The following is a 12,545-nucleotide window of genomic DNA, read 5'->3' on the forward strand; positions in this document are numbered from 1 at the left end:
CTCGAGGCCACTACACGCACTGGGCCACCGTTTCGCCGGCCGCCCCATACCTGACCGCCATGCACAAGCCGTTGACCAGGCTCATGTCTTCCGGCGTCTGACAGCGAATGGCCATCAGCTCGGGGCTGGCGACGATACATGCCAGTGACTTCGCCCGACTGACCGCCACATTCAAACGGTTTTTCGAGTAAAGGAAGCCGATGTCCCGAGGCAGGTAGTCTTCATTCGACGTCGCCATCGATACGATGACAATCTCTGCTTCTTGCCCCTGAAACTTATCCACAGTGCCGACGCGCGCGCCCGCTGGCAGCACTTGCTTCAACAGCTGTACCTGCAGATTGTAGGGTGCCACGACCAGTATGTTTTCGAGGGCGACTGCGTGTTCCTCGCCGTTGTTATCCACATAGCGCTGGTGCAGAAAGTACGTGTAAAGCGCTCTAACATACGCGGCTTCCTCATCGGAGCTCTGGCCATTACCGTCGTGCTCCACGGAGCAAAACATCAGACCGCTGTCAGGTATGTCGGGGCGCTGGCCATCCAGTAGCAGCACCTGCCGCTCGGTTCCTGGCGCCGACGAAAGTTGACCTTCGTACACCGCATGGGAAATGAATGAGCAAACTTGTGGATGCATCCGCCAGGTTTGCGCCAGAAATACCCCACGGTCAGGTGCGATGGTGGGTGAACCATCCAGCAGATAATCGAGAATGGAGTCACCAGAACGCCCTGGGTGCGTGCCTTGTATCGGTTGCGACAGTTGCATCTGATCGCCCATCAAGACAATGTTCCGTGCAGCCAGGCCCATGGTGACCAGGTTCGCCATACTTACTTGACCAGCTTCATCAACGAAAAGGTAATCCAGCTGTTCGGTGAACATTGCGTCGGCAAATAGCCAGGCGGTACCGGCCGTCAAGGCAATCTCTCCCCCCCAGGCTGCCCGGAAGCCCTTGGTGTCTTCGATCGAATGAATGCAGCGACCAATGAATTCAGTGCCCTCTCCACTCGAGGACTTTTTCAGTCCCTTGAACGTGACCCCCTCCGTTTGCGCACGGGACTCGACAGCGGCCAACAGGTTATTGATGGCGTGGTGCGAATTTGAGGTCACACCGATGCGTTTGCCCGCCTTGATCAAGTCCACAATGATGTGCGAGCCAGTGTAAGTCTTGCCAGCCCCCGGCGGTCCCTGAATAAACAGCACGCTGTCCTCCAGGTTGTGCACCACCTGTTTGATCGCCTCGGTCATCGGCAAACGTGGGTCAAGCAGTGAAGCCCCCGGTTCGACTCCTTTTACGCGCGGAGCGCGCCGATGCAGAAAATCTGTAACCGCGTGGAAGCGTCGCTCACCGGCCAAAACGCTGTCGGCGTAGCGAAACAGTGCCGCACGCAGTGAGGTCGACGGTATCGGCGTGCCGGGAATCATGTCGAAATCGTCCGGTGGCGCTTTGTTCGCGGTAGCTTTGAACGTCGCGAGGCATGCGCCAGGGTCCACATTAACCAGCTGCACACTTGCCAGGGACTTGGCGATGACACCTTGAGAACCTGCACGCATCTTGCTTTCTTGAGGTTCGAAGCTGTACTCAAACAGAAATGACCTATCGATCGGTTCAGGCGGCGTGCTTGTGCGGCGCAAACCGGCGAGGCTTTCAATATCCTCCAGCAACTCTTCAGTGGTCATGTCCTGACGGCTGAACAGCTGCCACCATGTCGGTTTGTCTGCCCGACGATGGAAGTCAAGCAGCTGAAATGTGAGCAGCCGGACCTGCTCCGCTTCGCTGAGCACACGCTCGTCGGTGGGTAGGCCAGCAAGCAAACGTACGCGATAACTCTCCAGCCGGACCTCGATCGCCTGTTGCTCCGTTACCGCTTTTTCGCTTTCCGCGTCAGGCTCGGCCAGTGTGCCCGCATCAGACGGCTTAATGCTCAGTAGCCAGTTGCGCAGAAGATAGGTGGAAAGCACGTCGTCTTCGTTGTACCGCTCGATCTGCTCGAGCAAGGTCAATTCCCCGGTTTCTTTCCAGCGCTCATAAAACACGATGCTCGCGCCGGCACTGGTAACGTCCCCATCGCGCTGTTGCATGTAGAAGTGCTCGATGTTCTTGATCGAATAGCTGGGTTCAGACACCCGGATCGCTTCGCGCACGACCTTGTAGAGGTCAATCAGCTTGCCGTTGCGCAGCAGCCAGTCCACTTGTGCCTCGCGTGTGCCGTGCTGGCTCATCAGACGCTTTATGGCAGTCTCTTCATAGCTGGCATAGTGGTACACATGCGCGTTGGGGTAACGCTTGAGGTGAGCGATAACCCAGTCAATGAACTGCTCGAACGCGATCTTTTCCTCCTCTCGGCTATGTGCCCAGAAGGGCTTGAAGGTCTGCTGACCACCTTCATCAATATACAAACCGAAGAGATACTCCAGGCCGCCCTCCTCCAGCGGATTGCCCTCCATGTCGAAGAACAGATCGCCCTCGACCGCAGTGGGCATTCGACTGAAACCACGTCGGTCCCCTACGATCGGCAGTAGCTCGAACAACGGGCTATCACTGGTACGCCCCTGGAACTGCAAGCGCGCCTGATGGCGCAATCTGCCCAGCGACTCCAACTGCAACTTGGGAATGCGCAAGTCGTCGGTGCTGGCTGCCAATTGATGCAATGTGGTCACACCACCAGCCTGCAACTTCTTGATCTGCGAACGGCTGATGCCGGCGACTGCCGAGAGGTGGTCGTCTTGGTGCCGCTGGACATCACAACGATCACGCCACACACAAAACCCGCAATGCCCACATGGCTCCGGATAAGTCGCAGGTTGCCCGTGGCTGCTCACGAACGCCGCGAAGCGCTGGAGTACTTGCTGAAGATAATCGGCATAATCAGCAACCCGAAATGCCTGTTCGGTACGTTCCGCATCACCGAGTACGACATACATAAACTGCGGCTGTACGCCCTGGATCGCAATCAGCATTTGCGAGTACAGCGCAACCTGCACAAGGAACTTGGCCTTTGCAATTTTGGCCAGCTTGGTGTCGATGACCTCATAGCTGTGATCACCCAGCATCGACGCCCGCGGCACTTTACGCAGGAAATCGGCGTGCCCGATAAAGGCGCCTTCCTGAAGCGACGCCTGAAAAATGATATCTGCGCCGGCTTTCATGGCCTCAATGGTAAGTTCTACCCTGCGCTCGAAACTTGGGTTGCCCTCGGCAATGTCGACTACGTGGAAATTTTGACGTTTGAGCCGTTCGAGATACGCCGCTTCATGAGCAAGCCCTTTATCCTGGATCAGGCGGTTCTGATCGCTTGCCGGCGCCTTTTTCATCGGGGTTACAAGATGCTGAAGGTCCAATGCCGTAAGGTGCTGGCACTCCAGAAATCCGCAGATGTCGGAGGCGGAATACAACTGAATTCCGTTACGGCTTTGCATGGTTGTATCCCATCCTGTGAAACGCCCTAGGGCACTTGATGCTGCAGGAAAATTGCGTGTGTATCTCAGGCCTCGAGCGAGCAATCCTGGTAGAACAGTTCAAACAGGCCTGTCGGCAAGTGTTGAGCATCGAGCAGACCGAAGTGCTTGCCCACATTGCGCCCCAGCGCCATGAGCGTCCTTGCCGAATTTTCGGTTCCGGCGTAGCCAGCGCTGATGATGTAGTCGACACGCTCCTTGTCGGTAGCGGCTCGCGCATACGCATTGCCGGTGATCAATACATCCACCAGGCAAACACTGACGCGTTCATCACCCACCGTGAACGGCTCGAGGGCCTCGATCGCCAAGGCTGCACACAATCCGTCCTCACCACCGGCAACAATGCGTTCTAGTTGTGCAAGCGGTCGGCCGAACAAGTCGAACTCTTCAACAGCAAACGGGAAACAGTAACTCAGTGCAGTAGTACGCTTGAGTGGCTTCTCGTCTTGCGGCTGGGCCACCAGCCATTCAACAAACGAGGCTTTGTCATCGAGCGCAGCGCTGTAGCGAAAGGCCAGATAATCCTTGAGCACCTGGCTGAAAGGATGTCCAGTGGGTACCCAACTATTGCTGCCACGCCCGTCGCCATGTGCTTCGATTTCTTGCTCACTTGCACTGGCATCAGTCGCCAGCGCCAGGCCAAAGCAACGAAGGTCATAGCCAAGCATGAACAGGCTGGCCTCGAATGCGTGACAACGTGCGGGCAGGGCCCCTTGCCCTGCAAACCAGTCGGTACGCTCGAGCAGTGCTCGAATAATCCAGCCCAAGCGCACTTGCCAACGCGCCCACTCGGCGTAGTCGATCGTCGAAAATTGCGGTGCTGCCACGCTGTTCAGGAACGCTCCCGGGTTGCGGATCTGGCTGCCTCGCGCGGCTCCGGACGGGAACATCAGCAGGGGTTTGCCACGCCCCGTGCACTGCTGACGGAACAACGAATACAGCATGGCCATTGCAGCGCCCACACGACTGTCATAGATGGGCGACCCCGACAGGTCGAGCAAGGCGTGAACTTTGGTCAGACCGGAATCGAATCGCTCGACAGTGTGCGAGTCGAGATCATCCAGGCCATTGTCACCGTCGAGCGCCATGAGTCCGGCCATCTTCTGCAGGTAGACCGACAACTCACCTTTGGCCGCCAACCGATGCAGGAACGGAATGGCACCTCGCACTCCACCCCAACGAAGAACCTGCAAACATGCCTGAAGCGCTTGTTGTTCATCACCGGCGTTGACCGCACTTGTCAACCACTCACGCAACTGCCCCAGAGAACGTTGAGTCTGAGTCCAGGATTCAGACTCGACCGTGCTCTGGTTCGCGTCATACCAGTTTGCCTTCCAGCGATAGTGTTGCAGCACCTGCTCGAATCCCTGAACATCCTCGACCAAACCACCCGGTACAAACTTGCTGGATTTGAAGCGCAGTTTGAATGTGAGCGTCGGCAAGTTGTCCGCCAACCAAACGATGAACGACTCCACTTCGGGTTGTGCCAAGAACTGTTTACGCTTCATGCAGGCCGCCTTGCAGGTAATATCGAATGGCCATACCCTAAGCAAAAGGGTTGCTCTCGTCCATGTTGTCTGTTCATACAGGTAAACAAATGGCACAGGTTCTAATGCCCTCGATAGACGCTTTCCCAGCCCAACGGCGATTTGCTCATAAATATGTAAGGTTTTTATACATATACTGTTTACTGACGGACCGCCCACGACCTCAAGGATTGGCCTTTCATGGACTATCAAACACTAAAGACCCGTCACCGCCAGGAGCGCGAGGGTCATCACCCCAACCTCGCGTTGCGTGTACATCGTGCATTGAGCTGGCTGAACCGCGCCGAGCAGGCGGATGATGTCGATGGGCGCTTTATCTTCCTGTGGATCGCTTTCAACTCTGCCTACGCCACCGATATCGATGAACAGTTCCGTCTATCCGAGCAATCCACGTTCAGGGCGTTTCTGGCCAAGCTCTGCGGGCTCGACACAGATAACCGGATCGAGAACCTGGTCTGGTCCGAATTCTCTGGCAGTATTCGCGCGTTGCTGGACAACCCTTATGTGTTCCAGAGTTTCTGGGACAACCAGAACGGCAAGATCAGCGAGCAACAATGGACCGAGCGCTTTGCCAGCGGTCGGCGAGCTGCACAACTAGCGTTGGCCAACCGCAACACTGCCGCCGTACTCGGTGTGTTATTCAACCGGATCTATACCTTGCGTAACCAGGTCATGCACGGCGGGGCCACCTGGAACAGCAGTGTGAACCGGGATCAACTGCGTGACTGCTCAAACCTGCTCGGCAAGCTGGTGCCGGTGATCATTCTGCTGATGCTGGATAACCCGGAGACCCTATGGGGTGATGCGTGCTACCCGGTTGTTGCTTAGAGCAGTGGATGGTGCCTGATGGCTAGCCTTTGACACACACCACCTGCCGCAAGGTATAAACCACCTCCACCAGCTCCCGCTGCGCCTGCATCACGGCGTCGATGTCCTTGTAGGCCATGGGAATCTCATCGATCACGTCTTTGTCCTTGCGACATTCGACATGCGCGGTGGCACGCACCTGGTCAGCGAGGGTGAACTGCCTTTTCGCCTGGGTACGGCTCATGGTGCGCCCGGCGCCATGGCTGCAGGAGCAGAAGGAGTCTTCGTTGCCCAGGCCGCGAACGATGAAGCTCTTCGCGCCCATGGAGCCGGGGATGATGCCCAGCTGGCCTTTCTGTGCCGATACCGCGCCTTTGCGGGTTACCAGGATGTCGTGACCGAAGTGGCGCTCGCGCTGTACGTAGTTGTGGTGGCAATTGACGGCCTCCAGATTGGCGTCGAACGGCCGCCCGAGCACCTGGCGGGCAGCGCCGATCACCGCCTGCATCATCAATGCACGATTCTGCCGGGCAAAGTCCTGGGCCCACTCGACCGCTTCGACATAGTCGGCAAAGTGGCGGCTGCCTTCTTCAAAATACGCGAGGTCCTTGTCCGGCAAATTGGCGATGTGCTGGCGCATGTCGGCCTTGGCCAGTTCGATGAACAAGTTGCCAATGGCATTGCCCACGCCGCGTGAACCACTGTGCAGCATGAACCAGACGCGGTCGGCCTGGTCCAGGCAGACTTCGATGAAATGATTGCCGCCCCCCAGGGTCCCCAGGTGCTGACGGTTGTTGGTTTTCTCCAGTTGCGGGTACTTGGCGGTGATCGCTTTGAACCGTGCGGCGAGGTCGCGCCAGGCATGGTCGGCCGATGCCGGCACCTTGTCCCAGGCACCCTGGTCATGACGGCCAAAGGTCTTGCCATGGGGCACCGCCTTTTCAATCGCGCTGCGCAGGCCGTGCAGGTTGTCGGGCAGGTCGCGTGCGTTGAGTGAGGTCAGGGCGGCGATCATGCCGCAGCCGATATCCACGCCGACTGCCGCCGGGATGATCGCTCCCAACGTCGGGATGACGCTGCCGATGGTCGAGCCTTTGCCCAGGTGAACATCCGGCATCACTGCGAGGTGCTTGAAGATGAACGGCATCTTCGCGGTGTTCATCAATTGCCGCCGGGCGTCGTCTTCAACCGGGACACCCTGGGTCCAGAGCTTGATGGGTTTGCCACCCTTCACTTCGAGGAGGTCCATGTCACACCTTCGGATTCACACGCGGAAACACATTGCGTTCAACAAAATTTACAGTACAACAGACAGCGTCTACTGTGTATTTAAAGGACCTGATCGCGGCTGACTTACCCCAGCCGACACATGCTGAGCAGGTACCGTCCGGTATCTGGATGGGTCCCTTTTCGAGGGCCGGGGAGACGACTTCATGGGGCGCCGCAAGCCAACCCGGAGTCGTCCCCGCCTCTCCTTTTATCCCCGCCTTACTTCAATCCCAGTTGTGTACGCAGATAACCGTAGAGCCCTGCCGCGCTCTTGCGATAGCCATCGGCTGTCAGGTGCACCAGGTCACCGCGGGCGAGGCCTTGGGCCTGCCAGGCGGCAATCGAGCAGGGGCCGCCCATGTAGGCCTGCCAGTCCCAGAACAATGCATTGGCCTGTGCGGCCGACTCGCGCTGGATCTGCACGATTGCGGCCAACTGACGTGGCTGGCGGGCAGCGCAGCCTTGGGCCTTGCGCTGTTTGATGGAGTCTGAGGGGCCGACCAGCAATATCACCGTGCGCGGCAGGTCGCGCCGCAGTTGCTCAAGCCGTTGCTTGAGCTGCGCCTGGTAAAGGTTGAGGTCCAGGGTGTCGTCGAAGGCCTCGTTGGTACCGTACGCGAGGACCACCAGATCGGGACGCAGCGTTTTGAGGCTGTCCTGCCAACCCGGCTGCCATTTGTTCAACACCTCAAGCCGGGCACCGTTGATGCCCAGGGCGGAGTAGATCACGCCGGCCCGTTTCTGGCTCTGCAGGTACCAGCCGCCCAGCATTGTGCCGGGAAGGCTTTCCAGGGTCAGGTCCAGCGGCAAGCCGACATTGTTGACCACCGGCCCGAAGCGCCACTGACCGGCCGTTGCCACCAGTGTGCGACGGTTCTGGCCGCGGGCGTCCTGCACTAGCAGGTTGCTGGCGGCTTGCGCCTGGTACAGCACCGAGACGGTGTAGCGTTGAGCACCGGGTTCGCGCGCTTCGATCCTCACCGCCGGCTGCGCCACCAGCGGCACCGACAGGTAGCCGCCCAACGGGAACTGCTCGCTCTGCTGGTTACGCGCCGACACCAACGCCCACTGACGTGCAGCGGTCTTGAGGATGACCTGGTCATAGCGGGTACCCGGCACCGGTGTGGCGGCAATCAGGCCGATGCCGCCATCGCCATACTGCGCCTGCAACAAGCGGCGCATTTCACCACTGAACAGGTCGGCAGCGGTATGCGAATCACCAAACTGGACAATGCTGACCGGCGCCCGTCCGGCGGCTTTGAATTTGTTCGCCAGCAGCGTCAGGTTGCCGCCAGCCTGGCCTGCGGGCGTGCTGGCCTGCGCCGTCAGCGGCTGGGTCGGGGCTTTGACCGCCGCCACCGGGCTACAGCCCGGCAACGCGCAGGTCAGCAAGGCCAGGCCCATAATGTTGTGCAGTTGGCGCATCAGTGTCCCGTTACAGTGAGGCCGGGAAAGGCGATCAGCGACACGATCTGGTCGGCGATCAGTTTCTGCCCGGTAATGGTGAAATGAATGCCGTCATCGACCCGGGTCTTCACCCGCTTGCCCTGGCCGTCCTGCAAGGTATAGGAGAACGTTGCGTCCTTGTAACCCAGCACCGGGTTGGCCGAGAGGTAATGCTGCCGGTACAGCGCCGTTTGCTCCTGGTACAGGCCACTGAGGTAGGCCATGGCGCTGGACAGTCGTTGCTGCTGCATATTCGGCGGGCCGACCCAGATCACCTGCACCTGATGCTCGCGGGCCTGTTCAAGAATGGCGTCGATACGCTGGCGATAGGCGTGCTCCCAGTCCGGCGATTTGAAACGCAGGAAGGGCTTGCCCTTGCCTTGCGGCATGTCCCAGGGATCGTTGGGGCCGAGGAACACCACCATCAGGCGGATGTTTGGCGCGCTGTCGAGGGTTTTCGCCACCGTCTGCGGCCAGTTGAAAAAGCCCGGATAGGCAAGCCCGGTGCTTTGCCGGCTGAGGTTGACGCTCTTGATCTGGTAGCGCTTGCGCAGGGTATTGGCCAGGTGCGGCGCTACGCCCTGCATCAATGAATCACCGACCAGAAACACTTCATCACCCGCCGCCAGCGTGACGACAGGCGACGGGGTTTTGCTGGCAATCCGGTCAGCGGGCGGTACGGCTGAAACAGGCGTCGCCTTGGCAGGCAGCGCGTTGCTCACCACCGCAACAGGCTGCACATGCGCTGCATCCAGGTGCACCGCTACCACCGGCATCGGATCGGGCAACACCACCGTTTCAACCTGGGCGACAGCCGAGGTGGCCCGGCTTTGCTGCAGGCTCTGAACAAAACCATCACGTGCCGCGCCCAAGGCTTGCGTCAGGTCTCCACCCAAGCGCCAGACGGGGCTTTGCCCCAGCACCGGCAACTCGCAACGCTGGTGGTATTTCTGCTGGCAGTAAAGGCTGATGGAGTCCTGGTTCAACCAGAACAGCAGCACAGTCACCAGCACCAAACCATAGAGCGCCTTGGCGGCATCCAGGTGGGTGCGCATCAACAGGCGAGAATCAGAAACTGGCATAGATGAACCCCGGCACGCCCGACTGCGAAGCGAAAATAACCAGCGACACAAACACCCCGAGCGGCAGCGGGTAGAACTGCCATGGCAAGCGTGTAGTGGCGGCCAGACAAGGGCGCAGCATTGCCAGCAGCTGCGGGTACACCGCGACATACAGCACACAGGCCAGCAACCACAGCCCGGTCGGCGAGAACACCCCGTTCAGGCTCATGCCAGCAATGCCCGCCAGCATATCCATGGCCTCATCCAGGCTCGCGCTGCGGAAAAATATCCAGGCAAAGGCCACGTAATGAAAGGTCAGCAGGCGCGCCGCCAGCCCCGCACCGGGCCAGCGCATCGGCTGCGGCAGGAGATAGGTAGAAGCTTTGTACACAGCCAGCCCCACGCCATGCAGCGCACCCCAGATCACAAAGTTGAGGCTCGCGCCATGCCACAAGCCGGAGATCAGCATCGCCAGCAGCATGTTGAGGTTGCCGCGCCACACACCGTGGCGATTGCCGCCCAACGGGATGTACACGTAGTCACGGATGAACAGCGACAGGCTGATGTGCCAGCGTGCCCAGAACTCCTTCAGGTTGTGGGCGGCATAGGGTGCGTTGAAGTTTTCCGGCAGGCGAAAGCCCAAAAACAAGGCAATGCCGGCCACCAGGTTGGTGTAGCCACTGAAGTTGAAATAGATCAGGAAGCTGTAGCCATAAACGCTCAGCAGTATCTGTTCCGGCGTGTAGCTACCGGGGGTTTCAAACACCGGGTCGACCCACTGGCTGGCCAGCCAGGCACTGCAGAAAAACAGCTTCACCACTGCCAGGGCAATCAGCCCCATGGCCCGTTGGGGTTCCAGCACCTGGCGCAGGGTGCCCGGACGAATTTGCGCCAGCATCGGTACCGCACGATTGACCGGGCCGGCAATCAGGCTGGGGAAGAACGCCAGGTACAGGGCCAGGTCGAACGGGCTCGCCGAAGGCATCTCGCGGCGATTGATCGAGACCAGGTAGCTCACCGAATGAAAGGCATAAAACGACAGGCCAATCGGCACCAGCACCTGCAGCACCGGCCACGACAGCTCTACGCCGACACTCGCCAGCGCCCCCTGCACGCCACTGGCGACAAATTCCTGGTACTTGAACAGGTAAAAGAACCCCGACACCAGCAGCAACACCATCAGGTAACTGAAGCTTCGCCCCGGGTAACGCGCACCGAGCAGGCCCAGCAGGTACACCAGCGCGGTGTAGCCCAGCAGGATGTACAGCGACTCGAGGCTGAAACTGGCTACCAGGGCATAGCTGGCCACCAACAGCAGCGCATTTTGCAGGCGCAGGCTCCAGCACAGGCTCCAGTAAACGATGAAAAACAGGATGAAGCAGAGGCCGAACTCAATCGAAAGAAAGCTCACTACGTAGTCCATTACGCGAAGGCAGATGAAAGGCGGCTTCACTGGCGTGAATCCCGCGAGATAAAGCGGTCGCGATTATGGCAGAGTGCCGCAAGCCCTCACAACGCAAGCCGTACAGGAAAATCAAGCGCTGACCGCCTGTCTTTGTGCAACAGAATGCGACCAAAGATCCGCCCTGCCGATTTGCTCCACCCGCCCCGCTCTGCTAGTGTCGCGCCGTTTATACCGCCACCGAGACAGCCGCCATGGCCCGAAAAAAAGCCTCCATTGATTTCGAGCAATCCCTCGCCGACCTGCAAGCGCTGGTCGAGCGCCTGGAGAACGGTGAGCTGTCGCTGGAAGACTCGCTGACCGCCTTCGAGCAAGGCATCAGCCTGACCCGCGACTGCCAGAGCGCCCTGGCCCAGGCCGAACAGAAGGTCCAGGTGCTGCTGGAGCGCGACGGCGAGCTGGCGGCCGAACCGTTCGATGCGGAACAGGCGCAATGATCAGCCGCTACCAGGCCAGCTGCCAGGCCCGTGTCGATGCAGCCCTCGAGCAGTTGTTCGTGCCACCTTCGGCGGAACTGACCCGCCTCTACGCCGCCATGCGCTACAGCGTGATGAACGGCGGCAAGCGGGTGCGCCCGCTGCTCGCCTATGCCGCGTGCGAAGCCCTGGGTGCCGCACCCGATCAAGCCAACGGTGCGGCCTGTGCCGTCGAGCTGATTCATGCCTATTCGCTGGTGCATGACGACTTGCCGGCGATGGACGATGACGACCTGCGTCGCGGCCAGCCGACCACGCACAAGGCCTTTGACGAAGCCTGCGCGATTCTAGCCGGCGACGGTTTGCAGAGCCTGGCCTTCGGTGCCCTGCTCGATGCACAACTGAGCCCGCAAGCCGACAGCATTCGCCTGGCCATGGTCCAGACCCTGGCTCAGGCTGCAGGTCCGGCGGGCATGGTCGGCGGCCAGGCCATCGACCTCGGCTCGGTTGGCCTCAAGCTCGACCAGAAAGCCCTGGAGTTCATGCACCGCCACAAGACCGGCGCGCTGATCGAAGCCAGCGTGCGCCTCGGCGCCCTGGCCAGTGCCCGTGCCGAGCAGGCGCAGCTGGATGCCCTGCAGACTTATGCACAGGCCATTGGCCTGGCCTTCCAGGTGCAGGACGATATTCTTGATGTCGAGAGCGACACCGAAACCCTGGGCAAACGCCAGGGCGCCGATATCGCCCGCGACAAGCCGACCTACCCGGCGTTGCTCGGGCTGGAAGCTGCCAAGGGCTATGCTCAGGAACTGCGCGACCAGGCGCTGGACGCCCTGCGTCCGTTTGACGCAGCGGCCGAGCCGCTGCGCGCGCTGGCCCGCTATATTGTCGAGCGACGCAACTAAGTCACCTGTTCCGGCCCTGGGGGCCGGCCCGGCCGCGCCCCGGGGGCTCGGCCAGGGCTACTGCAGGGGCCGCCGCCAGGGGGATACCCTTGTAGGCCGGGCCAAACAGCACGTCGAACGGAATCTTGCTGTCGACAATCGCCGCCGCATAGAAACGTCCGAGCTGAGCCAGGGCCGAACC

9 protein-coding genes and 1 pseudogene are annotated in these 12,545 nt (G+C 60.0%); 3 read left to right on the forward strand and 7 right to left on the reverse strand.

The features are described 5' to 3' along the window. Positions 1 to 10: 10 nt before the first annotated feature. Both I5S59_RS20930 and I5S59_RS20935 read right to left on the reverse strand, forming a co-directional pair. Positions 11 to 3,412, reverse strand: a complete 3,402-nt coding sequence (locus I5S59_RS20930) for a TM0106 family RecB-like putative nuclease (protein WP_197878291.1) — start codon at positions 3,410 to 3,412, stop codon at positions 11 to 13. Between the two features lie 65 nt (positions 3,413 to 3,477). Further along, positions 3,478 to 4,959 carry a hypothetical protein gene (locus tag I5S59_RS20935; protein ID WP_197878292.1) on the reverse strand — a complete coding sequence of 494 codons (1,482 nt, stop codon included), beginning with the start codon at positions 4,957 to 4,959 and terminating at the stop codon, positions 3,478 to 3,480. Between the two features lie 219 nt (positions 4,960 to 5,178). Between I5S59_RS20935 and I5S59_RS20940 the strand changes: the two genes are divergently transcribed. Then, entirely contained in the window at positions 5,179 to 5,826 is a 648-nt protein-coding gene (locus I5S59_RS20940) for a HEPN domain-containing protein (protein WP_197878293.1), read from the forward strand. Positions 5,827 to 5,848: 22 nt separating this feature from the next. Here I5S59_RS20940 and I5S59_RS20945 read toward each other — a convergent pair whose 3' ends face one another. The 4 genes from I5S59_RS20945 to I5S59_RS20960 all read right to left on the reverse strand — a co-directional run bounded on the left by I5S59_RS20945 (position 5,849) and on the right by I5S59_RS20960 (position 10,992). Beyond that, positions 5,849 to 7,054, reverse strand: coding sequence for an RtcB family protein (locus tag I5S59_RS20945; protein WP_197878294.1), 1,206 nt, complete (start codon positions 7,052 to 7,054; stop codon positions 5,849 to 5,851). 239 nt (positions 7,055 to 7,293) lie between these two features. Beyond that, entirely contained in the window at positions 7,294 to 8,499 is a 1,206-nt protein-coding gene (locus I5S59_RS20950; RefSeq protein WP_197878295.1) for an SGNH/GDSL hydrolase family protein, read from the reverse strand. Next, a complete protein-coding gene (locus tag I5S59_RS20955) occupies positions 8,499 to 9,602 on the reverse strand; it encodes a DUF459 domain-containing protein (RefSeq protein ID WP_197878296.1) in 1,104 nt (367 codons plus the stop codon). Before I5S59_RS20955 ends, I5S59_RS20950 begins: the two co-directional genes overlap by 1 nt. After that, a complete protein-coding gene (locus I5S59_RS20960) occupies positions 9,589 to 10,992 on the reverse strand; it encodes an MBOAT family O-acyltransferase (protein ID WP_332262091.1) in 1,404 nt (467 codons plus the stop codon). Before I5S59_RS20960 ends, I5S59_RS20955 begins: the two co-directional genes overlap by 14 nt. A gap of 245 nt (positions 10,993 to 11,237) precedes the next feature. Between I5S59_RS20960 and I5S59_RS20965 the strand changes: the two genes are divergently transcribed. Then, the gene (locus I5S59_RS20965) at positions 11,238 to 11,480 is read left to right on the forward strand and encodes an exodeoxyribonuclease VII small subunit (protein WP_128323132.1); all 243 of its coding nucleotides are present in this window, start codon (positions 11,238 to 11,240) and stop codon (positions 11,478 to 11,480) included. Next, a complete protein-coding gene (gene ispA / locus I5S59_RS20970; protein ID WP_197878297.1) occupies positions 11,477 to 12,364 on the forward strand; it encodes a (2E,6E)-farnesyl diphosphate synthase in 888 nt (295 codons plus the stop codon). Before I5S59_RS20965 ends, ispA begins: the two co-directional genes overlap by 4 nt. 46 nt (positions 12,365 to 12,410) lie before the next feature. On the opposite strand, the pseudogene pyrE reads toward ispA, so the two are convergent. Continuing rightward, positions 12,411 to 12,545 (reverse strand): annotated as a pseudogene (gene pyrE, locus I5S59_RS20975) (orotate phosphoribosyltransferase); the annotation flags it as partial.

It is taken from the genome of Pseudomonas alkylphenolica (assembly GCF_016009175.1).
Taxonomy (GTDB): Bacteria; Pseudomonadota; Gammaproteobacteria; order Pseudomonadales; family Pseudomonadaceae; genus Aquipseudomonas; species Aquipseudomonas alkylphenolica_B.